General features: G+C 67.3%; 19 protein-coding genes. 11 read left to right on the top strand and 8 right to left on the bottom strand.

Going from position 1 to position 24631, the window contains the following annotated elements:
- Positions 1-8: 8 nt before the first annotated feature.
- The gene (locus ACP3TD_RS16850; protein ID WP_426764121.1) at positions 9-1442 is read right to left on the bottom strand and encodes a TrkH family potassium uptake protein; all 1434 of its coding nucleotides are present in this window, start codon (positions 1440-1442) and stop codon (positions 9-11) included.
- A 104-nt stretch (positions 1443-1546) separates the two neighbouring features.
- On the opposite strand from ACP3TD_RS16850, the gene ACP3TD_RS16845 reads away from it, so the two are divergent.
- Both ACP3TD_RS16845 and ACP3TD_RS16840 read left to right on the top strand, forming a co-directional pair.
- Positions 1547-2758, top strand: a complete 1212-nt coding sequence (locus ACP3TD_RS16845; RefSeq protein WP_426764120.1) for an acetoin utilization protein AcuC — start codon at positions 1547-1549, stop codon at positions 2756-2758.
- 77 nt (positions 2759-2835) lie between these two features.
- Entirely contained in the window at positions 2836-3519 is a 684-nt protein-coding gene (locus ACP3TD_RS16840; protein WP_426764119.1) for an ArsR/SmtB family transcription factor, read from the top strand.
- A 3-nt stretch (positions 3520-3522) separates the two neighbouring features.
- On the opposite strand, the gene ACP3TD_RS16835 is transcribed toward ACP3TD_RS16840, so the two are convergent.
- Positions 3523-4884: an alpha-hydroxy acid oxidase gene (locus tag ACP3TD_RS16835; protein ID WP_426764118.1), complete on the bottom strand. Its 1362-nt coding sequence runs from the start codon at positions 4882-4884 to the stop codon at positions 3523-3525.
- A gap of 67 nt (positions 4885-4951) precedes the next feature.
- Between ACP3TD_RS16835 and ACP3TD_RS16830 the strand changes: the two genes are divergently transcribed.
- Positions 4952-5644 carry a FadR/GntR family transcriptional regulator gene (locus tag ACP3TD_RS16830; protein ID WP_426764117.1) on the top strand — a complete coding sequence of 231 codons (693 nt, stop codon included), beginning with the start codon at positions 4952-4954 and terminating at the stop codon, positions 5642-5644.
- Between the two features lie 6 nt (positions 5645-5650).
- Here the strand turns inward: ACP3TD_RS16830 and ACP3TD_RS16825 are convergent, their stop codons facing one another.
- A complete protein-coding gene (locus ACP3TD_RS16825; protein ID WP_426764116.1) occupies positions 5651-6685 on the bottom strand; it encodes a LacI family DNA-binding transcriptional regulator in 1035 nt (344 codons plus the stop codon).
- A gap of 358 nt (positions 6686-7043) precedes the next feature.
- On the opposite strand from ACP3TD_RS16825, the gene ACP3TD_RS16820 reads away from it, so the two are divergent.
- The 5 genes from ACP3TD_RS16820 to ACP3TD_RS16800 are packed head-to-tail and all read left to right on the top strand — an operon-like array spanning position 7044 to position 12972.
- Positions 7044-8456, top strand: coding sequence for a Gfo/Idh/MocA family protein (locus tag ACP3TD_RS16820; protein WP_426764115.1), 1413 nt, complete (start codon positions 7044-7046; stop codon positions 8454-8456).
- A 38-nt stretch (positions 8457-8494) separates the two neighbouring features.
- A complete protein-coding gene (locus ACP3TD_RS16815; RefSeq protein ID WP_426764114.1) occupies positions 8495-9460 on the top strand; it encodes an NAD-dependent epimerase/dehydratase family protein in 966 nt (321 codons plus the stop codon).
- On the top strand, positions 9457-10359 hold the full coding sequence (locus ACP3TD_RS16810; RefSeq protein ID WP_426764113.1) for a 5-dehydro-4-deoxyglucarate dehydratase: 903 nt from the start codon (positions 9457-9459) through the stop codon (positions 10357-10359). The genes ACP3TD_RS16815 and ACP3TD_RS16810 overlap by 4 nt, the downstream gene beginning before the upstream one ends.
- On the top strand, positions 10359-11462 hold the full coding sequence (locus ACP3TD_RS16805; protein WP_426764112.1) for a mandelate racemase/muconate lactonizing enzyme family protein: 1104 nt from the start codon (positions 10359-10361) through the stop codon (positions 11460-11462). Before ACP3TD_RS16810 ends, ACP3TD_RS16805 begins: the two co-directional genes overlap by 1 nt.
- A 58-nt stretch (positions 11463-11520) precedes the next feature.
- Positions 11521-12972, top strand: coding sequence for an aldehyde dehydrogenase (NADP(+)) (locus ACP3TD_RS16800; protein ID WP_426764111.1), 1452 nt, complete (start codon positions 11521-11523; stop codon positions 12970-12972).
- 55 nt (positions 12973-13027) lie between these two features.
- Here the strand turns inward: ACP3TD_RS16800 and ACP3TD_RS16795 are convergent, their stop codons facing one another.
- From ACP3TD_RS16795 to ACP3TD_RS16780, 4 genes are all read right to left on the bottom strand, one after another.
- The gene (locus ACP3TD_RS16795; RefSeq protein WP_426764110.1) at positions 13028-14140 is read right to left on the bottom strand and encodes a M24 family metallopeptidase; all 1113 of its coding nucleotides are present in this window, start codon (positions 14138-14140) and stop codon (positions 13028-13030) included.
- Positions 14137-16203 carry a DUF6807 family protein gene (locus ACP3TD_RS16790; RefSeq protein ID WP_426764109.1) on the bottom strand — a complete coding sequence of 689 codons (2067 nt, stop codon included), beginning with the start codon at positions 16201-16203 and terminating at the stop codon, positions 14137-14139. The genes ACP3TD_RS16795 and ACP3TD_RS16790 overlap by 4 nt, the downstream gene beginning before the upstream one ends.
- A gap of 27 nt (positions 16204-16230) precedes the next feature.
- Entirely contained in the window at positions 16231-17373 is a 1143-nt protein-coding gene (locus ACP3TD_RS16785) for an acetylxylan esterase (protein ID WP_426764108.1), read from the bottom strand.
- Positions 17374-17454: 81 nt separating this feature from the next.
- Positions 17455-18723 (bottom strand): ABC transporter substrate-binding protein, encoded by a 1269-nt coding sequence (locus ACP3TD_RS16780; protein WP_426764107.1) that lies wholly within the window; start codon positions 18721-18723, stop codon positions 17455-17457.
- A gap of 366 nt (positions 18724-19089) precedes the next feature.
- On the opposite strand from ACP3TD_RS16780, the gene ACP3TD_RS16775 reads away from it, so the two are divergent.
- The 3 genes from ACP3TD_RS16775 (at position 19090) to ACP3TD_RS16765 (ending at position 22585) form a co-directional block, all read left to right on the top strand.
- Positions 19090-20034, top strand: a complete 945-nt coding sequence (locus ACP3TD_RS16775; RefSeq protein WP_426764106.1) for a carbohydrate ABC transporter permease — start codon at positions 19090-19092, stop codon at positions 20032-20034.
- Positions 20024-20965: a carbohydrate ABC transporter permease gene (locus tag ACP3TD_RS16770; RefSeq protein WP_015938286.1), complete on the top strand. Its 942-nt coding sequence runs from the start codon at positions 20024-20026 to the stop codon at positions 20963-20965. The genes ACP3TD_RS16775 and ACP3TD_RS16770 overlap by 11 nt, the downstream gene beginning before the upstream one ends.
- Positions 20966-21229: 264 nt before the next feature.
- A complete protein-coding gene (locus ACP3TD_RS16765; RefSeq protein ID WP_426764105.1) occupies positions 21230-22585 on the top strand; it encodes an ABC transporter substrate-binding protein in 1356 nt (451 codons plus the stop codon).
- A 156-nt stretch (positions 22586-22741) separates the two neighbouring features.
- Here ACP3TD_RS16765 and ACP3TD_RS16760 read toward each other — a convergent pair whose 3' ends face one another.
- On the bottom strand, positions 22742-24187 hold the full coding sequence (locus ACP3TD_RS16760) for an HNH endonuclease (protein ID WP_426767281.1): 1446 nt from the start codon (positions 24185-24187) through the stop codon (positions 22742-22744).
- Positions 24188-24631 lie beyond the last annotated feature (444 nt).

Below are 24631 nucleotides of genomic sequence, written 5' to 3'. Positions count from 1 at the left end.
CTGACGAACTAGCCAATGATGGGCCTCTCTTCGGGGTAGTGGTACAGCTGGCTGCGCTGGCGCAGGGCCAGGGCAGCGGCGAGGGTCACGGTGCCCACGCGGCCGGCGAACATGAGCGCGGTGAGGACGTAGACACCCTCGGGCGCCACCTCGGCGCTGAGCCCGGTGCTCAAGCCAACGGTGGCGAAAGCCGAAATCGTCTCAAACAGTACCCGGTCCAGGGACGCGCCGCTGATCTGCAGGAGCAGGAAGGCGGAGACGGAAACCAGTGTGGCACCGGCAACAATCACGGAAATGGCCACCCGCATGGTGCCCTGCGGAATGGTCCGGCCGTACACCTTCACGTCCGCGTCACCTCGGGCCTCGGCAATGATGGCCAGGAACATGACGGCGATGGTCGTCACCTTGATGCCGCCCGCCGTCGACGCCGAGCCGCCGCCGGCGAACATCAGCGCGTCCGTGAGCAGCTTGGTGGTGGACTCCATGTGGTTCTGGTCCACCAGGTTGAATCCGCCGGATCGGGTCATGACAGAGGCAAAGAGCGAATGGGTGATCTTGTCACCGAACCCCATGGGCCCGATGGTGCGGGCGTTGTCCCACTCCATCAGCGCCCACAGGAATGCTCCGGCGGCCAGGAGGATGAAGGAGACCTGGATGGTGAGCTTGGTGTGCAGATTCCATTTCTTCCAGTTCAGCCCGTTTTGCTGCAGGACCATCACCACAGGAAAGCCGAGGCTGCCCAGGAAGACGCCCGCCATGAGGGGAATCAGGATCCACAAGTCCGTCTCGTAGGGCACGATGCCGTCCGAGTGCGGGGTGAAGCCGGCGTTGTTGAACGCTGAAATGGCATAGAAGATGCCGTGCCAGACGGACTGCCAGAAGGGCTCGCCGAGGGTGAGGAAGCGGGGGACCAGGGTCAGGGCCAGGATGCCTTCGATGGCCACCGACGTGGTGATGACGATGCGGAGCAGTGTTCCCACCTCGCCCAGGCGCCCGGCGTTGTTCATGGACTCTGCGGCGATGATCTTGCCGCGCACGCCCAGCCGCTTGCTGACCATAAGCGCCAGGAGCGAGGCCAGGGTGAGGGTGCCCAAACCACCGATGAAGACGCCCACCAGGATTACCAGCTGTCCGAAGAAGGACCAGTGGACTGCGGTGGACACTACGGTCAGCCCGGTGACGCAGACCGCCGAGACGGCCGTGAACAGGGCCTGGTGCGGCGGTGTGGCCGTGCCGGAGGCGGAAGACACCGGAAGGGACAGCAGGAAGGTGAACACCAGGCACACCCCGGCGAATGCGCTGAGCGCGAGCCGGGCGGGGGAGGTGTTGGCGATGTCGTCGATGAAGTCGCGCAACCGGGTAAAGATCCAGAGGCCCTCCCGCTCCTGCGCTGGGGGGTGCCAGCTGGCCGGGGTCCGGGGCCTCGACTGGCTTTGCGTCATGTGTGGCTTTTCCTCGGTCGAATCTGCTTCCCCCAGTAGTAAACCACTAAAGGCCGCGTCATGGCCGGGCCGGCAGGGTGCTGTGCTCAGGTAGCCTGTGATTGATGACATACCTGCCCGGCCTCCGCCAGCCCGCGCCGCCAACGATGGTCGTATGGGGCGCTGACATGACGGCGTACAACTTTGGCCACGGGCACCCCATGGCGCCCGCGCGGATGGAGCTCACCGCGCGCCTGGCGGCAAGCCTGGGCCTGTTCGACCTGGATCATGTGGCGGTGGAAGCGCCGGGCGTGGCAACGGACAGCGAACTCGAAGCAGTCCACTCGGCTGACTACGTGGCAGCGGTGCGGAAGGTCAGCGCCGATCCGTCCACGCCTGACGAATCGAGGGGACTGGGCACCGAGGACGACCCCGCATTTGCCGGCATGCATGAGGCCGCCGCCCGGCTGGCTGGCGGCTCGCTGCTGGCGGCCTCCCGGATCCTTGACGGCTCGGCCGTGCACGCCGTCAACTTCGGTGGAGGCATGCACCACGCCGCCCGGGACAGGGCCAGCGGCTTCTGCATCTACAACGACGCCGCACTGGCGGTGCAGAAGCTGCTCGACGGCGGCGTCCGCAAGGTGGCGTACATCGACGTCGATGCCCACCACGGCGACGGAACGGAAAGCATCTTCTGGAACGATCCCCGCGTGCTGACACTCTCGCTGCACGAATCGGGAATGACCCTCTTCCCCGGTACAGGCTTCGCCAACGAGATTGGCGGCCCGGAGGCCGAGGGGACGGCAGTAAACGTGGCTCTGCCCTCGGGAACCGGGGATGCGGGATGGCTGCGGGCGTTTTATGCGGTGGTTCCCCAGGTGGTGGCCGCCTTCGGGCCGGAGGTGATTGTCAGCCAGCACGGCTGCGATTCGCACCGGACGGATCCGCTGACCCACCTCAACCTCAGCGTGGACGGCCAGCGTGAGGCCGCGTCCGCCGTCGGGAACCTTGCCGCGCAATTCTGTGGCGGACGGTGGATCGCCACCGGCGGCGGCGGATACAACGTGGTGGACGTGGTGCCCCGCGCCTGGAGCCACCTGGTGGCCATCGCGGCGGGCCGGCCGGTGCCCCTCCGCACCCCGGTGCCGCAGGACTGGCGCGACTACGTCGAAACCAAATACGGTGCCACGGCGCCGGAACTGATGGGCGACGATGTCGAGCTGTGGTGGCGCTCCTGGGAGGTCGGGTTCGACCCCAACGACGCCGTGGACCGCACCGTCATGGCCACCCGCAAGGCCGTTTTCCCACTGCATGGTCTGGACCCCTGGTTCGACTGACGTGGGCTCCGTCCCATTCCCTGAAGACCCCGAAATAGTTGATGCCTTTCGGCGTATATGTCGTTAGGGTGGGAGGCATGGTGACAGACGACGTATTTGCCGTCATTGCGGAATCAACCCGGAGGGACATCCTGGTTGCGCTGTGCCACGGGGACAAAGCTGTGGGTGAACTGGTGGAGGAACTGGCAGCAAGCCAGCCCACCATTTCCAAGCACCTGAAAGTCCTCCGCGAGGCGCAGCTGGTGAGCATGCGCGCGCAGGGCCAAAAACGCTACTACGCGCTGAACCGGAAGCCCCTTGAGGGCGTGGCCAGCTGGCTTGGGATGTTCGACGTCGGCGCTCTCGCCACGGTGCCTGACGCCGCTACCGCGACCGAAGCTACAGCCGGCACGAAGCCCGCCGGCTCCGCCGCACAGAAGCCGGCCGCGGCCACTGCTGCCCCGGAACCTGCCGCCGCTGAATCTGCCCCGGCTAAATCTGTTCCGGCCGAATCCGCCGCCGAACCGGCAGCTGCCAAACCAGCTGCCGTCGTTGAGCAGACGCCCGAAGCGGTTCCCGCCGGCGCTGTGTCCGCCGATGTCCTGGTGCGGGACGGCGCTGAACTGAGTCCCGCCGTCGTTATTCCGGGCGGCACCTCGGCACCGCTCAGCGACGACAGTGTTCCGCAGCAGATCGGCAGGTCGGTGGGGCGTGCCGCCACCCGGGCTGCCGACCTGCTGGCCAACCTGCCCAACCTGCCGAAGTTCGGGCGCAAGAAGTAAGGCCTACTTCCCGAGCAGGCGGACGTGCTCCGGCGTCAGGTCGGCGATCCGGCTGACGCCGAGCAGCGCCATGGTGCGGGCCATGTCCTTTTCCAGGATCTGCAGCGTGCGGTCCACCCCGGCCCGGCCGCCGGCCATCAGGCCGTAGAGGTAGGCCCGGCCGATCAGCGTGAAATCGGCGCCCAGGGCCAGCGCCGCGACAATGTCCGCGCCGCTCATGATTCCCGTGTCCAGCATGATGGCGGCGTCAGTGTTGTCCGCGGTGAAGGCCTGCCGGACTTCAGGGAGCAGGTGGAAGGGGATCGGTGCCCGGTCCAGTTGGCGGCCGCCGTGGTTGGACAGGACCACCCCGTCGGCGCCGTGGTCCACCACGCGGCGGGCGTCCTCCACCGTCTGGATGCCCTTGACCACCAGCTTGCCCTTCCAGGTTTCCCTGAGCCAGTCGAGGTCCTCGAACGTGAGCGTGGGGTCGAACATGGAGTTGATGAGGTCTGCCACGGTGCCGGTGTAGCGGGAGAGTGAGGCGAAGGTCAGCGGCTCATGCGTGAGGAAGTTGAACCACCAGGCGGGACGGTACGAGGCATCCAGGACGGTCTTGAGGGTCAACGCCGGCGGGATGGTCATGCCGTTGCGGACGTCCCGCAGGCGGGCCCCGGCCACTGCGGTGTCCACGGTGACCATGAGGGTGTCATTGCCGGCCTTCGCGGCCCGTTCGATGAGTTCCAGTGACCGGTCCCGGTCCGTCCACAGGTAGAGCTGGAACCAGTTGCGGCCGTTCGGCGCTGCAGCGGCCACGTCCTCGATGGAAGCCGTGCCCATGGTGGACAGCGTGTAGGGGATGCCCGCAGCCTCGGCCGCCTGGGAACCGGCGTACTCACCCTCGGACTGCATCATCCGCGTGAAGCCGGTGGGCGCGATGCCCATCGGAAGGCGGGAGGGCTTGCCCAGGATGTCCGTGCTGAGGTCGATGGCGGACACGTTCCGCAGGATGCCCGGCCGGAATTCGATGTCCAGGAAAGCCTGGCGCGCGCGGCGGAGGGTGATTTCCCCTTCGGCCGCGCCGTCGGTGTAGTCGAACGGCGCCTGCGGGGTGCGGCGCTTGGCGATGTCCCGGAGCTCCCAGATGGTGCTGGCCCGCTTGAGCCGCGCGTTCCTGCTGAAGTCCGGCTTCTTGAACTGCATGAGCGGGGCCAGGTCCGAGTACTTGGGGACGCGGCGGCGCAGCGCCGCAGGCAGGGCAGCGGCGGTGGAACCGGCAGGGGCGGACGACGCCGGAGCCCCGGCAGGTGCCTTGGCCGCGGGAATGTCTGTGGCATCCGGCGCTGGGGTGGCCTCCGGGTTGTTGGGCTGGATGGTGTGGGTCATGGCGTCCTCCTGTGGTCTAACCACACTCTAGACGCTGTGGTCCAACCACATCAAGTACTATTCATCCATGCGCACCCACCAGTTGGTCCTGCACTGGATCGAGAACGAACTCTCAGCCGGCAGGCTGGCCGTGGGCGGCAGGCTGCCTGCCGAGCGCAGCCTCGCCGAGCAGTTGAAGGTCTCGCGGACGTCGGTGCGTGAAGCCATCCGGGTCCTGGAAGCCATGGGAGTGGTGCGGGCCGGCGTGGGATCGGGGCCGGAGGCAGGCACGGTGGTGATTTCGGACCCCGCCGCGGCCCTCGGCTCCGCGCTGCGGCTGCATGTGGCAACCCGGCACCTGCCGGTGGCGGACATCGTGGAGACCCGCGTGCTGCTGGAGTCCTGGGCAGCTGCCAAAGCGGTCCCGGACGCGCCGGCGCTGGACGAGGCTGCGGCGCTGCTGGAGGCCATGGCGGCGGAAAGCCTCCCCGCCAGCGACTTCCTGGCCCTCGACGTGCGGTTCCACCTGGCGCTTGCCGATGCAGCGGGAAATGCGGTGGTCAGCGCCATGATGGGTTCGCTGCGGGAATCGATCCAGGGTTACGCGGCTGATCTCACCGCCAACCTGCCGGACTGGGAAGCCATGTCATGCCGGCTGCGCACGGAGCACCGGGACATCCTTGCCGCCATCAGGGCGGGCGACGGCGGGACCGCGGCACGGCTGGTTGCTGCCCATATCGAGGGGTTCTACCAGGAAGCCGGGCTGGCCCCGGGCCGCTGACCCCGCTCAGCCGTGGACAGCGGTCCGCGCTGCCCTGGCGGGGCCGCTGCTCGAACGCACCTCAAGCCGCGGCTGGTACCTGCTGCCCGGGGCGTCGTTCTCCTCTTTGCGGATGAGGGCCCGGAGTTGGCGCCAGGCCTGCTCGCCCAGCTCGGTGATGGGCACAGCCGCGGTGGTGAGGGCCGGCGTCGTGTACTTGGCAAAAGGAATGTCATCGAAGCCGGTGACTGACATGTCGCCCGGGACGTTGATGCCGCGTTCATGCAGGCCGCTCATGAGCCCCATGGCCACCAGGTCGTTGAAGGCCAGGATGCCCGTGGCGCCTGATTCCAGGACCGCATCCACGGCCTCGTGGCCGGTATCGAAGTCCGAGCCGCCTTCCAGCATGGTGACGTCCACGTGGGGGTGGGCCGCCTTGAACGTTTCCAGGCCCTGCAGGCGCATGCCGTTGGAGGCACTCCGCGGCGGCCCTGCCAGGAACGCCAGCCTGGTGTGGCCCAGCTCCACCAGGTGTTCGGCGAGGTCCTGGACGCCCTGCCCGTAGTCCACCACCAGGCTGGGCACGCCAGTGGTGGCGGTGGTGCGGTTGATCAGCACGAGCGGGTGCAGGGACGGCGCGATCTCTTCCAGCTCGGCATCCGTCATGCGGGGTGCGCACAGGACGAGGCCGTCACAGCGGCGGCGTGCCTCACCGGCGAGGATGGCCTCCTCGCTGGAGACCTCGAAGGAGTCGGCGATCAAAACGCGGTAGCCATCCTGGGCAGCGGCGCGGCTCAGCCCGCGCAGGATCGCCTGGAAGGTGGGGTTGGCCAGGTCCGGCACCACAATTCCGATGGTGTCCGTTTTGCCCAGCGCCAGGCTGCGCCCGACGGGGTTGGGCTGGTACTTCAGCTCGGCCGCCGCCGCGCGGACGCGGGATGCGATCTCCGGATCCACCGTGTAGTTACCGTTCATGACGCGGGAAACCGTGGCGTGCGAGACGCCCGCCTTCACGGCGACATCCGCGATGCCGATTCGGCCCGTTGCCGATTTCCTGACCATAGGGAACCTTTCCTAGCGCCACGGACTTCGGGTCCCGGGCCGGATTGCCAGCGCTGCAGCAGCTTCCGGCCGCCTGATGGCGGTGTGTTGAGAGACAGCATATAACGCGATGGGAAAGCGATTTCTATTGTTTTCCCGTGTTTTCCCACGCTTTTCCCGCTTTTCCGTGAACCCCTGGACGTACCGGGGATAGAAAACGCTTTCTCCCAGCGCCCATAATGGTTGACGGAAGCAGGGTGCTGTTGATACAAATCATATAGCGAATCGAGAAAACGCTTTCTCAACGGTGCTGCAGTGCGCCGGCGCCACCTCCCCGGATCACCCAACAAGCCGGGCACCAGTCTTTGAAAGGGACCCCATGGTCAACACAGCCGAATCGAGTCCAGCAGTGGCCACCGGAGCCCACCCCGGAAACGGCGGCAAGGCCCGCTTCGCCCTGATCGGTACCGGCGGACGCTCCGAGATGTACATCCGCGCCATCTTCGGCAAGCACGCCGACACCGCGGAGCTCGTGGCCTTCTCCGACGTCAACCCCGGCCGGGTGGAGTTCTACCAGAAGCTGATCCAGGAACTCGGCGCCCCGGGGCCCATCGCCTCGTTCGACCCCAAGGACCTGACGGCGTTCGTCCAGGCCAACAACATTGACCGCGTCGTGGTCACCACGCCGGACTACACGCACGCAGACTTCATTGTGGAGGGGTTGCGCGCCGGCGCCGACGTCGTCGTCGAAAAGCCGCTCACCATCGACGCCGAAGGCTGCCGCCGGATCACCCAGGCTGTGCAGGAGACCGGCCGCAACGTGGTGGTCACCTTTAACTACCGCTACTCGCCCCGGAACAGCGCCCTCAAGGAAATCATCCAGAGCGGTGTGATCGGCAAGGTCACCTCCATTGACTTCAGCTGGGTCCTGGACACCGTCCACGGCGCCGACTACTTCCGCCGCTGGCACCGGGAAAAGAAGAACTCGGGCGGCCTGCTCATCCACAAGGCCTCCCACCACTTCGACCTGGTCAACTGGTGGATCGACGACGTCCCCGAGCGCGTCTTCGCGTCCGGCGGCCTGAAGTTCTACGGTGACACGAACGCGGCTGAACGGGGACTCGGCGCCCGTCCCGAACGCGGCACCCCGGCTGCGGACACCCCCGCCGGCGAACGGGATCCGTTCGCCCTCGACCTGCGTGAAGATGAGCGGCTCAAGGCCCTCTTCCTGGACAACGAGCACTACGACGGCTACCGCCGCGACCAGGACGTCTTCACCGGCGGCATCACCATCGAGGACAACCTGGCACTGGTGGTGGAGTACCAGGGCGGTCCCCGCCTGAGCTACTCCCTGAACGCCCACAGCCCCTGGGAGGGCTACCGCGTGGCGGTCAACGGCACCGAAGGCCGGGCCGAACTCGAGGTGGTGGAACGCGCCGCCGTCCTGCACAGCACGGACAAGAAGACCGTTGTTGATCCCAGTGCCACACCTGTCGAGGAAGAGGATGCCGTCCGCCGCAACGGTGAACGCCTGGTGGTCCAGCGCCACTGGGAGCCTGCGTACGAGGTGCCCATCGTCAACGGCGAAGGCGGCCACGGCGGCGGCGACGCCCTCCTGCTCTCCGACCTCTTCAACGGCCCCGGCGAGGACCCGCTGGGCCGGCCCTCCGGTTACCTGGACGGCCTCCGCTCCGTCTCCGTCGGCATTGCTGGCAACCGTTCGCTCGAATCAGCACTGCCCGTGCGCATCGAGGACCTGGACCTCGGCGTCGACCTCCGGCGCGCCCCCTGATGCCCGCACCCACGATCACCGGACTCTAAGGAACAACCATGAGCAGGATCTTTGTCACCGGCGGCTCCGGCCGGCTGGGACGCAGTGTGGTGGCGGGGCTCGCCGAAGCCGGCCACCACGTCATCTCGGTGGACCGCGACGCCCTGCCGGCCGAGCTGCTGCCGGCGGGCGTCGAACAGGCAACCGCGGACCTGCTGGCACCGGGGGAGGCTCTTCGCCTGCTCCGGGATGCCAGGCCCGACGCCGTCATCCACCTCGCCGCGATCGCCGTGCCCTTCAGTGCACCCGAGGACGTCATCTTTGCCACGAACACGCGGCTCGCCTTCGCCGTCATCAGCGCCGCGACGGAGCTGGGCGTGCCGAAAATCATCACCGCCAGCAGCCCCACGGTGCTCGGCTACGGTTCGCCCGCGGGTTGGCTCCCGCCGTCGTTCCCGCTGGATGAACGCACGCCGGCCAAGCCGTGGAACGCCTATGCCCTGTCCAAGCTCATCGCGGAGCAGACAGTCCAGATGTTCGCCGCGGCCCAAGGGGACAGGATCCGTTACGCGGCGTTCCGCCCGTGCTTCGTGATCTCCCCTGAGGAATGGGAAGGCGCCGCCACCCAGCAGGGCCACACCCTTGCCGAGCGGCTCGCCGATCCCGCATTGTCCGCGCCGGCCCTGTTCAACTACGTGGACGCCCGTGATGTGGCGGAGTTCCTGGACCTGCTGCTGGACAGGATGGAGTCCATCCCGAACGGCGAGACCTTCTTCGTGGGCGCAGCCGATGCCCTGGCCACCGCGCCTTTGGCAGAACTCATGCCCCGGTTCCTGCCCGGCAGCGATGCCATCAGCGGCGGCCTCACCGGCACCAGCCCCGCCTTCTCCATCGCCAAGGCGCAGGAACTGCTGGGCTGGCAGCCCAAGCGCAGCTGGCGCACTGAACTCAAGTCCCACCAAACCCTCAACGACGAGACTTCCGCGCTGGTGACCGCCGGCAGCGGAACCAAGGAGACATCATGAAATTCGACGGCGTACTCTTCTTCCCCGTCACACCGTTCACGGCCGAAGGCGCCGTCGACGTGGACCTGCTCAAGGAGCACATAGCTTCACGGCTCCCGTTCGGCCCCGGCGGCGTCTTCCCCGCCTGCGGCACCGGCGAATTCCACGCCCTCAGCATCGAGGAGGTCCGCACCGTGGTGACGGCCGCCGTCGAGGTTGTGGCAGGCAAGGTTCCGGTGGTTGCCGGTGCCGGCGGGCCGCTGGGCCACGCTCTCGCCGCCGCCAAGGCAGCCGAGGAAGCAGGGGCCGACGCCCTCCTTGTCCTGCCGCCCTACCTGGTCACCGGCCCCACCGACGGCCTGGTTGCCTACATTGAGGCTGTTGCCGACGCGAGCAGCCTGCCGGTGATCGTCTACCACCGCGGCAACGCCAAGTTCACGGCCGCCTCCATGGTGCGCCTGGCCGCCAACCCCAAGGTGATCGGTTTCAAGGACGGACTGGGCGATGTGGGCCTGGCGCAGGAGATCGTCTCCGCCGTCAGGGCCACCGGACGCGAGGACTTCGCCTTCTTCAACGGCCTGCTCACCGCCGAGCTCACACAGGGCGCGTACCGCGGCCTGGGCATTCCGCTCTACTCCTCGGCGGCGTTCGCCATGGCACCGGAGATCGCCAAGGCCTACTACGACGCCTACGTCTCCGGTGACGAGGACCGGCGCAACGCACTGCTCGAAGGCTTCTACGCTCCCTTGGTCCGCCTGCGCGACCAGACCCCGGGCTTCGGCGTCTCGCTGATCAAGGCGGGCCTGCGCCTGGGCGGCCTGCCCGTGGGCCCGGTCCGTCCGCCGCTGGTGGACCCCACCGAGGAACAGCTGGTGGAGCTCAAGGCCATCCTGGCCAGGGGCTACGAGCTGGCCGGCTGATGAGTGCCCCCGCAGCCGTTGCCGTCCGCACCGTTCCCCGGATCACCGGGCTGACCACCCGGCTCCTGACCGTCCCGCTCCGCCGGCACTGGGGTGCGGAGGCGCCGGAGAACCACGTGATCGCTACGGAGATCCACACGGACGACGGCGGCGCGGGGCTCGGTTTTTCCTGGACCCCTACCATTGGCCCGCAGGCGGTCAAGGCGCTGCTGGACTACGACATCGCCCCGTTCGTCACCGGCCTGCCCGCCAACCCGGAAACGGTGTGGGATGCCGTGTGGAAACGGCTGCATGAGGCCGGCGGCGGGGGACTGACCACCATCGCGATGGCCGGACTCGACCTTGCCCTCTGGGACCTGCAGGCGCGCAACGCCGGCACCTCGGTGACCGGCCTGATCGGCCAGCGGCAGGAGTCCGCCGAGGTCTACGGATCAGGGGTGAACCTGCACTACACCCTGGACGAACTGGTGGCCCAGACCGAACGCTGGGTGGCCGCCGGCCACCAGGCAGTGAAGATCAAGGTGGGCAAGCCGGACCTCCGCGAAGATGCTGAGCGCGTGGCGGCGGTCCGCTCCGTCCTGGGACCGGACCGCCGGCTCATGATCGACGCCAACCAGCGGTGGGAACTGCCCACCACCTTCCGGGCACTGGAGGTACTCTCCGAATACGGGCTCGACTGGCTGGAGGAACCCCTCCGCGCGGACGACCTCTGGGCCTACCGCCGGCTGCGGAAGCACTCACCGGTGCCCATCGCCCTCGGCGAAAACCTGCACACCATCTACCGGTTCCGCGATTTCATTGAGGCGGAGGCGGTGGACATCATCCAGCCCAACATCATCCGGGTTGGCGGGATCACCCCGTTCCGGCGGATCGTGGAGCTGGCACGGACCAACAGCATCAAGGTGATGCCGCACCTGCTGCCGGAGCTGTCCGGGCAGCTCGCGCTGACCCTGGCGGAGCCCACGCTGGTGGAGGACGTTGAAGAGGCGTCCTTCGAGCAGCTGGGCATCCTGGACGGGCCGTCGCCGGTCCGGTTCAGCAACAGCAGGGTGACCCTGGCGGACCGGCCCGGACTGGGCTTCCGTTTCCGGGATGTTGTGTGAGCACACGGCAACCACGCACTGTAACGAAGAACGTACATAAACAGAACAGGTACCTGACGTGACAACTGCAACGCTTTCCCTGTCCGAACTGACCGCGGCGGCTACCGAGGCCGCCCGCACATCGGCAGCGGCTTCCGACGCCGAGCGGGCCGGCTGGCTGAATGCGGTGGCCGAGGCCCTGGACGCGAACGCCGCGGAACTGGTGGAGATCGCCGATTCCGAGACCAGCCTGGGCACTGCCCGGCTGACCGGGGAGGTGGCCCGCACCACCGGCCAGCTGCGCCTTTTTGCGCGCGTCATCACCGAGGGCTCCTACCTCGAAGCAATCATCGACCACGCGGACGCGTCATCCACGCCGCCGAAGCCCGACCTGCGCCGCATCCTGAAGCCCATTGGCCCGGTGGCCGTGTTCTCGGCGTCGAACTTCCCGTTCGCCTTCTCCGTTGCCGGCGGCGACACCGCCTCGGCCCTGGCTGTTGGCTGCTCCGTCATCGTCAAGGCACACTCCGGCCACGTGCGGCTGTCCGAGCGGACGGCGGAAATCGTCGCTGACGCACTCCGTGGCGCCGGCGCACCGGATGGCCTCTTTGCGCTGGTCAGCGGCCGGGAAATGGGGACAGCACTGGTGCAGGACCCTGCCATCAAGGCCGTCGGCTTTACCGGCTCCATCCCGGGCGGCCGGACACTCTTCGACCTCGCGACGTCCCGCCCGGAGCCCATTCCGTTCTACGGCGAGCTGGGCAGCCTCAACCCGGTGGTCATCACGGCCGCTGCACTGAAGGAACGCTCCGGCGAACTCGCCACCGGGCTGGCGGGTTCGTTCACGCTCGGCGCCGGGCAGTTCTGCACCAAGCCGGGCCTGGTGTTCATCCCGGCCGGAACGTCCTTTGCCGCGGACGTGGCAGAGGCCAGCAAGGACAAGCCGGCCCACGGCATGCTCACCAGCCGCATCGCCGAGGCCTATCCGGACGGCCTGCGCAGCTTTGCGTCGGTGGACGGCGTGGACGTGGTGGGCGGCACCGTGGACCAGGACGCTGCGGCCAACGGTGCAGCGCCGGTGGTCTTTTCCACTACTGCCGCGAAGGTGCTGGAACGCCCGGAGCAGCTGCTGGAGGAGTGCTTCGGCCCCACCACCATGCTGATCGAGTACACGGACCAGGAGGAACTGTCAGCGGTCCTGGCCAAGGTGCCCGGCAGCCTGACCGCCACACTCCACGCCCAGCCCGGCGAGGAGATCGGTGAGCTCGTGGAGCAGTTGTCCGGTCTCGCCGGCCGGGTCCTGTTCGAAGGCTGGCCCACCGGCGTTGCCGTGAACTGGGCGCAGCAGCACGGCGGCCCGTACCCGGCCACCACGTCACTGTTCACCTCGGTGGGCGCGACGGCGGTCCGCCGCTTCCAGCGGCCCGTTGCCTACCAGGACGCCCCGGAAACGGTGCTCCACCCCGCCCTGCGGGAGGACAACCCGCTGGGCATTCCGCGCCGTGTGGACGGCGAACTGGTGCTTCCGTAGCCAACCAACAAAAATCCCCCGGAGCCTTTCGGTTCCGGGGGATTTTTTGTGCTTCCTACAGCTGCAGCGTCGCGGGCCGGTCCAGCCCGTTCACGGTGGTGGCGGGCCAGCGGGGATCGACGGTCAGGACCTGGAGCCCGTTTTCCGTGAGCTGCACGGTGTCCTCGATCTTGACGCCCGGGCCGGATGGGTTCCATGTGAAGGCCTGGCCCGGCACCACAGTGTCCGTGGCTGCGGCGGTGACCCGGGGATCGCGGCCTGCGTAGCCGGCCGGGCCGCCCTGGTGGTGCTGCTCCCACTGGTCGGCGCCGAAGCCGTGCCGGGTGTAGGCGGCCTGGATCTCGGCGAAGATGCGGTCCAGCCGGGCGCCGGGAACCGTCGCGTCGAAAATGTCGGCTTCAACTGCCGCGATCCGGGACTCGGCGTCGCGCTCTTCCGGTGTTCCGGCGTCGAACCTTGCCCAGCGGGTGATGTTGGCAACCAGGCCGTCGCGGCGGGCGCAGATGACCGCCATGGCGCGGCGGCCCAGCGGCGCGTGCGTGGCCAGCGGGTGCCGGAACCCGCTGCGGCTGCTGCCGTTGCACAGCAGTACCAGGGGCTCAGCGCCCACGGAAACCACCCGGGCTGCCAGCGCCGACGCCAGCTCGAACTCCGTGGTCTCCGGGCGTGCAGTGGACAGCACATCGGTCATGATGGCGGCGACGTCGGCGCTCAGCCGGGCGTAGCGGGCGCTCTCGGCCGGGAGCAACTGCTGGCGCGCCGCCCGTAATTCGGTGGCGGCGTCGGCTTCGGCCAGGAGGGATCCGCCGGGGACGCTTCCGACGTCGGCCGCGGCCTGGTGGAGGTTCCCGTACCAGGGCACGCTGTGGAGGGCCACGCCTTCGGGCAGTTCCTCTGCCGCGATGCGTCCGGCTTCATTGTTGAATGTCACCAGGTGGTCGCCGGAGCGGTCCACCAGCAGCGCGGCGATGGGATCACCGGCGAGGCTGATGTGCACGCGGCTGCCGTCCAGGTACCAGGCCAGGGCGGTGTGCGTGGTGAGGAGCAGGGCGTCCTTGCCCGATGTATCCAGGATGTCCAGCACCCGCCGGCGCTTCACCGCCCGGTCCCGGACCGAGGCCGGGGCGGTGCGGACAGCCTGCGGCGGTGCAGCTGTTGTCTGGGTCATGAGAGGTCCCCCTGTTGAGTGATCAGTGCTTCGATGTCGTTCGTGCCCAGGATGCCGTCGGCCACCAAGACGGAAATGCTCCGGCGCACGGGGCTGCCGGGTTCTGCGATAACAGGCGAGTCCCAGGCGAGGGACTGGCCCACTCCGGGGTAGCCATCCACCCGGACGAACCAGGGATCGGTGGAGGATTCCGGGGCAACGAACACGAGCGTGGCGTCGCCGGCCCGGTCCGTTCCCGCACCGAAGGTTCCCGTCCAGGCAAGCCACCGGGACACCGTGCCGTGGACGCCTGCTTCACCGGTTCCGGCCGGTGACCAGACCTTTGCGCCACCGCATTCCGGGAGCCGCCAGAAGAATCCGCCGTACCCGCCCTCGAAGCGGCCGTTGGAACCCGGGCTGCCCAGGCTGACCGGCTGGTCGCCGGCAGGAGAGAGGGCGAACTCGAGGGTCAGGCGCCAGGCCGACGCGCTGACGCCGGACCAGCTCCAGCGGCGTTCCTCCTTGAGGATCGGGCCGCCGTCGGGCCCGGTCCAGGTCAGTTGTTCCTCAAGCCGGCCCTGATGCCCGGCGTCCGTTGCAGTGACGGCGATGCTGCCGTGGTCTGGCCGCCAAACGTACTGCCCGGCTTTACGGGTGTAGGTGCGGCCACCCCAGAAGTTGACGCCGTCCACATCCTGCAGGGCCACGCCGGCGCCGAGGTGCCACACGTGGTCCAGCGGCTGGTGGTCCGTGACCACGGTCCCGGCCAGGGTGCGGACGGGGTGCAGGTAGGGGCGCGGTGAGGAGACGGCGCGGATGTTGCTGCCGTCCTGATAGTCGGCCACGGGGTGCCCGTCCACCGTCAGCGTCCGGACGGGCGGAAGCTGCCGCGCCCAGGGAACGCCGAGTTCGGCGAAGGTGGCCTGGGCCTTGGCGGCGCGGTCGAAGAGGTCCACGACGCCGTGCACCACGGGGTGGGCGTCGTCGCCCTCGCCCTCCCAGGTGATGTGCGCGGAATCAATCGGCTCGGGCGCCGGCGATGTGCGGATGGCTTCGAGGACCGAGGTGAAGGCGCCCGTGTCCGCCACCGCGGACAGGAGCGGGGCTCCGGTGGAGCGGGCCTCGAGCAGGTTTTCCAGCAGGTCGGTGCGGCCGTACTTCTCCCGGCGCTCGCCGTCAGGCGTGCTGACCACCACCTCGTCCTCGGTGTAGAAGAACGTGATCTCGCCGCGGGTGCCGTGGACGGTGACGGACGGGTTCACCTGCTCAGGAGCGCACAGCGTCAGGGTGCACAGCAGTGTGGTGCCGTGGGCGGTCCGGACCCGGATCACCGACGTGTCGTCGCTCTCGGTGTCATGCGCCCGGTAGAGGTCTGTTTCCACGGAGGCCACATCGGCCAGTGTGTGCGCCCCGGCCATGTGCAGGGCGGTGGCTACGGCGTGGGCCAGAGCGTTGGTGGCTACACCGTCCACCACGTCGATGCCGTCCAGGCTGCGCTTGCCGGCCCACCGGGAACGCTTGAAGTAGGCCTTGGTCCGCACCCACTGGCCGCTGGCGCTGAGGCCCAGCACCTCGCCGATCCCGCCGGACTCCACGAGGTTCCTGATGGCCGGCAGGGCATGCGACCCCAGGCTCTGGAAGCCCACCTGGATGAGCCGGCCCGAGGACTCTGCCGCAGCCAGAACGTCGGTGAACTGGGCCATGGACGCCACGGGAGGCTTCTCCACGTACACATCCAGCCCGGCGGCCAGGGCGGCGGTGGCCAGCGGCGCGTGGGTCTGGATGGGGGTGGCGAGGATAACGATGTCCGCGCGCACTTCGGCAGTTGTCTGGGCTGCAAGGAGGCTGTTGAGGTCCGGGAAGACGGCCACCGTGTCCTTGAGCCGGCCGGGCGCCGGCGGGTTGGGATCGGCAACGGCCACGAGCTCCAGCGCCCCTGTCTCCTCCAGCCGGGCCAGGTTCGCGAGGTGGCGCTCGCCGAAGCCGTGGACGCCCACCAGTGCAATGCGGGGGACAGCGGTGCCGGCAGCGGCACGGTCCTCGGGGCGGCTGCCCGGTTCCGCGGTGGCGGAGTGCGAAATCATCAAAGGGTCCTTCTGGGGTTGGGGTGGTCAGGAGGCGGGTGACGCTGCAAGGGCAAGGGACGCGGCCAGGAATCCGATGGCTTCATCCTGCATGGCCGCAGTGAAGACGTGCCCGCCGGGCCAGAAACTTCCGGTGTAGCGGCCGCCGCCGTTCAGGGCCTCCAGGGTTCGGTGGGCCTGGCGCATGCCGTCCTCCGGGAAGAGTTCGTCGGCCAGGGCGTATTGCACCAGGAACCGGGCGGCGGAGCGGCCCGTGAGTTCCGGCCAGTCGCCCAGCTTCCACAGGCCCGGAGTCTGCAGGAGCCAGGAGTGGGCGTCCAGGTAGGCGGGCAGCAGGGATTCGAAGGTGGTCATCATGCAGGTCACCACTGAGGCGCGGATGCGGGGACTTAGGGCGGCGAGGGCCAGGGACCGGCCGCCGCCGCCGGAGAAGCCTACGCAGCCCAGACGGTCCGCATCGACGCGGGGCAGGTGGGCGAGGATTTCCAGCGCCGCAAGGTCGTCGTGGGCCACCATGCCGGCCAGGCTTGTGCCCAGCAGTCCGGCGGTCTTAGCCACGGTTTCCTCGTGGAACCCGGCGGCCGCGTTGTAGTGGTCCGCTTCGGAGGGTACGACGCCGTCCTGCCGCCATTGTGCCCGCCTCGCCTCCAGCGCGGAGGAGGTGCGCCACGGGGGCGTTGAAAGGTCGAATCGGCGGCTGCCCCAGGCGAAGGAATCATGGGCCAGCACGGCGAAGCCCTGGCGGGCGGTTTCGGAGGCAAGGGCCCGGCCGTCGTAGTGGCCTGCGCGGGCGGCGGCAGCGGACGGGTGGCTGTCAGGAAGGTCCACCAGCCGGTCCGCCCCGCCGAACTTGTTGCCGCCGTGGCAGTGCAGGGCAAGGACGCCGGGCAGGGTTTCCGTACTTCCGGCCGGACGCGCAAGCCAGCCCGTGGTCCGCGGGCCGAAGCCCAACTGCCAGCTGAGCTGGGAGGTGGTGACGTCGTCGTGCGTTATCTCCCAGTGCACCGTGACGTCCGGCCGGCCGGAAGCGCCGGGGACGCCAAGTGCGTCGGCGAGGCCCTGCGCGGCAGGGGTGGCGGCGGTGTACCGCGGATGATCGCGGACATAGGCGGGCCAGTCCTCATAGCCGCCGATGGCGCTGGGCCTGGATTCCTTTGTATCGGCTGCCACTGGCCTGCCTCCTGTCTGCTGAAATGCCGTGGGGTGAAGAAGAACCGGCCCCGGTCGGGCTGACCGCGGCCGGTACCGGGCTTAGCCCAGGTTCGAGTTGACCTCGCTGATGACGCCCTTCGCCGCATCCTGCGGTGAAATCTTTCCGAAGAGTACATCGGTGTTGTATCGGTTCAAAACTTCCAGCGTGGAAGAGGAACCTGCCGGGAACGGCTTGGGCGGCTGAACGTTCAGCTCGGCAACTCGGTCCAGGTAAGCGGCCTCCTTCTGCTGGGTTTCCTTCAGTAGGGGAGTGATGCCGGCCTTCAGTTCGGTGTTGGCGGGCATGCCGCGGTCGCTCTTGATCTTGCTGGCGGCGTCCATGTTGTTCACCAGGTAGTTGATGAAGAGCGCAGCTTCCTTGGACTGGGCCGACTTGGCCGAGATGGCGTATTCCATGGAGGAACGCAGCCAGGTGCCCGGCTGCTTGCTCTCGCCGGGGAGCTTCACCATGGTCAGTGGAGCACCCGAATATGAGGTCATCTGGTTGCTCCATGAGACTTTCATGGCCTGCTTGCCCTGGCCCATGAGCGTCAGTTCCGGCTGGGCGGAGCCGTCTTCGACGGTTTGCGAAGCGGAAGGTGCGCCGCCTGTTTCCATGAGCTTCTTGTTGAACTCGAACCACTTGGCGAGGGTGCCCTCGCTGATGCCCATCTTCCTGCCGTCGTCCGTGTACAGCTCTTCGCCGCTCTGGCGGGCCCACACGGCAACGAACGAATCGTTGGACATCGGCGTGGTGCCGAACGTGCCGGCCGGCGACTTCTTGCTGATCTTGGCAGCAATATCGACGTAGTCGTCCCAGGTCCAGGTCTCGTCGTCCGGCAGCGGTACGCCCGCGGCTTCGAACACCGTGGGATCCAGGACCATGGACATCGCGTTCACGCCTGCCGTGATGGTGTACTGCTTGCCGTCGAGCTGGCCCAGTTCCACGGTGCCGTCGGCAAACTTCGACGTGTCGATCTGGTCCTTGACCTTGTCCAGGTCGAGCAGCACTCCACGGGACGCGTACTCGCTCGGGTACGAGCCGCTCATGGCAAAGACATCCGGGGTGGTGCCGCCGGCAATCTGGGTGGCCATCTTGTCCCAGTAGGAGCTGAACTCGGTGTTCTCGCCCTGCACCTTGATGGTGGGGTTGGCCGCTTCGAAGTCCTTGATGACTTCAAGGGTGGTCTTTGCGCGGGAATCGTTGCCCCACCAAGCGAAGCGGATGGTCACGGGATCCTCCGCCGTGCCCACCTTTGCGGCCTGTGGACTGCTGCCGCAGCCCGTCAGCGCCAAGGCCAGGACCGCCGTTGCCGCAGCAACCCCCATTACTGACTTCTTCCGACGAAACCTCATTGTCCTGCCCCTCAGGTGGTGTCCTACAGTTGAGTGATGCCCGTTACAGAAAACGCTTTCTCAAAAACTAACAAAGGGCTATACAGGAGTCAAGAAACCGTTTACTTTGGTACGGAGCCGCTTTTTCATTCAGCACCACCCGCGGCCGGTTCCAGCCGATTTTCAAGCCGGCGCCGGGGCGGCACGGGGAGCTGACACTCATCGCCCAGGCGATGACCACAACGTGGAGGCCACGATGACCAAAGGAGACCACATGGCCGTAAAGCACATACCCAGGGCACTGTGCCCGGCAGGAATGCCGGGTGCGGCGGGCCTGACGCCCGGAGCGGGGGAGCAGCAGTGAGTGCCATCAGCGAACTGAGTTCCATCAGCCGGCGGAAGGGCAAAGCCACTCCCGAGGAGAAGAAGGCCAACGGCCGCGATAACAAGGCCGCCTATATTTTCCTGTTGCCGTGGTTGGTGGGCCTGGTGGCCATCACTGTCGGCCCCATGGTGATGTCGCTGTATCTGTCCTTCACGGATTACAACCTGCTGCAGCCCCCGGAATGGACCGGGGCGGATAACTTCATCCGGATGCTCAGCGACGCCCGCCTGCACAACTCCCTGCGGGTGACGTTCACCTACGTGTTTGTCGGCGTCCCGCTGCAGCTGGCAGTGGCGCTCCTGATCGCACTGGTCCTGGACAAGGGCCTGCGTGGACTGCCGTTCTACCGCTCGGTGTTCTACCTGCCGTCCCTGCTGGGCGGTTCCGTGGCCGTGGCCATCCTCTGGAAGCAGATCTTCGGCACCACCGGCCTGGTGAACCAGGTCCTGGCCATGTTCGGCATCCAGGGTCCGGGCTGGATCTCCGATCCGGGTACCGCGCTGGGGTCCATCATCCTGCTGCACGTCTGGACGTTCGGCGCCCCCATGATCATCTTCCTCGCGGGCCTGCGGCAGATTCCCGTGATGTATTACGAGGCAGCGAAGGTTGACGGTGCCACGACGCTCCAGCAGTTCTGGCGGATCACCATGCCGATGCTGAGCCCGATCATCTTCTTCAACCTGGTCCTGCAGATCATCGGTTCGTTCCAGTCGTTCACGCAGGCGTTCATCGTCTCGGGCGGCAACGGCGGGCCCTCGGACTCCACGATGTTCTTCACGCTGTACCTGTACCAGAAGGGCTTCGGCCAGTTCGACATGGGCTACGCGTCAGCCATGGCGTGGGTGCTGCTGCTCATCATCGGCGTCTTTACCGCCATCAACTTCATCGCTTCTAAGTATTGGGTTTTCTATGACGACTAACCTGGAGACGCTGCCCGCCTCGGACAAGAAGTCCGCAGGAGCCGGTAAGCCTACGAACCACCGCAAGCCCCGCGAGTCCCGCGGCACCCTGGCCTTCAGCCGGGCGCAACGGACCAAAGCGCTGACGAAGCACGCCATCCTGATCCTTGCCGGCGGCCTGATGATCTACCCGCTGCTGTGGATGGTTGTCTCATCCCTGCGGCCCAACGAGCTGATCTTCCGCGAACCCGGACTCTGGCTCAACAGCCTGGAGATGAGCAACTACACCTCCGGCTGGTCCGCCCTGACCCACCCGTTCGGCCACTACATGATCAACTCCGCAATTGTGGTGATCGGGTCCATCCTGGGCAACCTGATTTCCTGCTCGATGGCCGCCTACGCCTTCGCCCGGCTGCAGTTCACCGGCAAGAAGCTGTTCTTCGGCATCATGCTGCTGACCATCATGCTGCCGTTCCACGTCATCATCGTGCCCCAGTACATCCTGTTCTCCCAGATCGGCTGGGTAAACACGTTCTGGCCGCTGATCGTGCCGAAGCTGCTGGCCACGGATGCGTTCTTCGTGTTCCTGATGGTCCAGTTCATCCGCGGCATCCCCAAGGACCTGGACGAGGCCGCCCGCATTGACGGGGCCGGACACCCGCGGATCTTCCTGCGGGTCATCCTGCCCCTGATGGTTCCGGCCCTGGCCACCACCACCATCTTCACGTTCATCTGGACCTGGAACGACTTCTTCGGCGCCCTGATCTACCTCACAGACCCGGATATGTTCACAGTCCCCGTGGCCCTGCGCGCCTTCGTGGACTCCCAGTCCGCCACCAGCTGGGGCTCACTGTTCGCAATGTCCATCGTGTCCCTGCTCCCGGTCTTCCTGGTCTTCCTCTTCGGCCAGCGGTTCCTCATTAAGGGCATCGCCACCACCGGCATCAAGTAACCGAACACGCGTCACGCACTACCTTGGAACGGCCCGCCCCTGTGGCGGGCCGTTCGCCGTTGCTCGCTGCAACCCGCAATCAAATCGAGACAAAAGATCTTGCCCGGACATCTTGTACTACAAGTTTGGCACTTGTAATATTGCACTTAGAAAGCGTTTTCCCGGAGCGGATTCCCGGGTTCCCGGAGACGCCCTTCCGCTCGCATCACAGCACCTACGAGCATCATCCCCAGCACCACAGATCAACGAAGATCGGAGTACCCAGTGCCGCTATTCCCCCGTCCTGCAGCTGCCCGGCAACCTGCAGAGACCCCTTCCTCCCGCCCGGCCCGCCGATTCCGCAAGACGGGCGCCGTCGCAGCGGCAGCCGCCGTCGTGATGGCCCTCAGCGCCTGCGGCGGCGGATCCGCCCCGCAGAGTGCCGACGGAACAGTCGAGCTCCGGTTCTCCTGGTGGGGCGGCGACAAGCGCGCCCAGCTGACCCAGGAAGCCATCAAGCAGTTCGAAGCAGAGAACCCCAAGATCAAGATCAAGCCGGAGTTCGGCGACTGGAGCGGATACTGGGACAAGCTGGCCACCCAGGTTGCCGCCAATGATGCACCGGACATCATCCAGATGGACGAAAAGTACATCACCGAATACTCCAGCCGCGGTGCGCTGCTGGACCTCTCCAAGTACGACATCGACACGTCCAAGCTGGACGAAGCCGCCCTCAACGCCGGCAAGGGCGACGACGGGCTGACGGGCATTCCTGCCGGCATCAACGCCGCCACCATCCTGGCCAATCCCAAGGTGTTCGAAGCTGCCGGTGTCCCGCTGCCGGACGATTCCAAGTGGACTTGGGAAGACTTTGGCCGCATCGCCGCCGAGGTGACCGAGAAGTCGCCCAAGGGCACCTACGGAGCTGCCGCCTACGGCACTGACGAGGCTTCCCTGGGTGTCTGGCTCCGCCAGAACGGCAAGTCCCTGTACACCTCCGACGGCAAGCTCGGCTTCGAGCCCAGCGACATCGGCGAATGGTGGGCATTCCTGAAGGACCTCAGCAAGAACAAGGCAGTGCCGTCCGCGTCCGAGGTGGTTGAGGCCGAGGCAGCACCGCTGGACCAGAGCGGCCTGGCAACGGGCAAGAACGGGCTGGCATTCTGGTGGTCCAACCAGGCACCTGCCCTTGAAAAGGCATCCGGTGCGGACCTGAAGATCCTGCGGTTCCCCTCCAAGACCGGTTCCTCAGCCGACGCCGGGCTTTGGTACAAGGCATCCCAGTTCTGGTCCGCATCTTCCCGGACCAAGCACCCTGAGGAAACCGCCAAGTTCATCGACTTCCTGGCCAACAACGTCAAGGCCGGCGAGACACTCCTGGCCGACCGTGGCGTCTACCCCAACTCGGAAGTCCGTGCTGCGATCGAATCCAAGCTGACCCCGGCCGACGTGAAGGTGGTCAAGTTCATTGACCAGATCAAGGGCGAACTCGGTGAGGCTCCGGCCCCGCCGCCGAAGGGTGCAGGCGCCATCCAGGAGATCATCAAGCGGTACACCTCCGAGGTGCTCTTCGAACGGCTGTCCACGGATGAAGCAGGCAAGAAGGCCGTCGACGAGATGAAGTCGGCCATCAGCAGCTAACCCCGAAGCAACCAGATTTCACGCCGCCAACACGGCTCTGGACAGCCTGGCAGGAAGCCTCCTCCGGCCAGGCGTCCGACGGCGGGTGGCAGCTCCGTCCCGGCAGGAACCTTTGGTTCCTCCCGGGACGGAGTTGTTTAAGCCGGGGCTGTCGTGTCAGGGACCACCGGCACTGATGATGCGGCCGAGGACTTGGACGGATGGTCGTGGGGGCGGTTGGTTGCCGGGTGCCCGCGCCGGGGCTCGGGCTGTGCCCGCATGTTTGCCCGGGCTGCTGGCGTGGGTGAAGGCTGTCCCGGGGAGTGGTGGTGCGGTGGAGTGGTAGGTGTGTCCGGTGGGGGTTCGGAGCTTCACGGTGTGGCGCGCTCCGGGATTGGATGCTGTTGCAGCTGACCAGCCGGGGCTTTCTTTGGTGTGGTTGCAGGCTTCGCAGAGTCCTTGGCCGTTGGCGGTTGTGGTGTTGCTGCCGTGGTGCCAGGGGATGATGTGGTCGTGGTGGCGGATGGGTGCGTCGCAGTATGGGGTGCGGCAGGTGTCGTCGCGGGTTTGGAGGAAGCGTTTGAGTCCTGCCGGGAAGAGCCGGGCTTTGGAGTCCATCCCGATGAGGTCACCGGTGCCGGGGGCGGTGTAAAGCCGCCTCACCCAGACCGCCATCCCGGACTCGGGCTGGTCTCCGGTGACCAGTTCGCGGGCCCAGGCGGCGGGGACGATGCCGTAACCGGTGAGCCGGGCGGGTTCGGTGTCGGCTTGGAGGAGGGTGCGGTCGGTCATGATGAGCTGGACCTGGACCCCGCTGATCCCGCCCGGGGTCCCGGTGATCCGTTCGACGAGGGTGTCGGCCATGGCCTGGCCCGTGGACCGGCCGTCCCCGGCGGAACGGAGGGTGCCGGCTTCCCTGGTAAGGGCCGCGTAGACCGCTACACCCTGGGCGACCGGAAGCAGCGCGGTCAGGCGGGCCATCGTGTCCGGGGCCGGGCGCAGGCTGACCGTCCGTCCACCCACCGCGTTGGCGGCCCGCCTGGCCACCGACGCAGGATCGCGCCGGTACGCGGCGGCCCTGACCGCGGAGACGATGGTCCGGTCCCCGGCACCATCAAAAGTGCCGGTATCGGCGGCGAGTTCCTCATCGACCCCGGCCCGGTCCTCGGGTGAGAGGCAGATGGTTTCCTTCACGACCAAGGTGGTGCGCCACTCACTCAACCGCCCGGACCGGAACGCCGCGAAAGTGCGGGGCATCCCGGTCAGGGTCTTCGCCAGTCCCAGCAGCCGCCCACCCCGGGAAGGGGACTCCCGGCGCGCCAGCGCCACCTGCGCCCCGACCCCGGCACCCTGTTCGTCGGCCGGGACACCGGCAGCACCCTGTTCCCGCCGCTGGGCCAGGTCAAAAGCCACAGTGATCTCGGCCTGCCTCGCCGCCGCCACAGCCTTCAAATCCTCAAGCTGCCGGAGCTGATCGATCATCCCCGCACCATCACCAGCAACCGGCACCACCGCCAGGATCTTCAACGCCTCAACCACGCCCAGGGCACCAACACCCGACGAGTGGCCGGCGGCCGGGCTGGGACCGGCGTGCGAGGCAACATGGGCGGCCGAAGCCTGCATGATGGCCGGCCCGGCGGCAGCGCGTTGGAGAAGGGCAGATCCAGCTGAGGCCGGAGAAGGAATGTGAGCAGCCGAGCCGAGTGCGGTGGCCCGCGCGGCGTCGGCGGGCGAAGCAACTCGGGCAACCGGGGCGGCCGGATGTGCGTCAGCAGCAGCCGGAATACGGGCAACAGAGCCGGGCGTGGAGGTGTCCTTGACAGCAGGTGGCACGGCAACCGCATACCCCGCCTCCACTGCCGCCACCCCAACCGTCTCCATCACCAAAGTCTTCCAGCACCCACCGACATTCCCCACGCCCCCAAAGCCCTATGTGGAAAACCCCCGACGATCCCAAGGCAGGCACGTGCAGCAGAGAAAGGGGCGGCTGATGAGGGCGGCCAAGTACCCACGCGAAAGCAAAACGGCGGCGCCCAAGGAGGCGCCGCCGTCGTACGTCTGTAAAGC

The sequence above is a fragment of the Pseudarthrobacter sp. 1G09 genome, from assembly GCF_050038305.1.
Classification (GTDB): Bacteria; Actinomycetota; Actinomycetes; order Actinomycetales; family Micrococcaceae; genus Arthrobacter; species Arthrobacter equi.
This window is presented reverse-complemented; position numbering and strand designations above follow the sequence as displayed.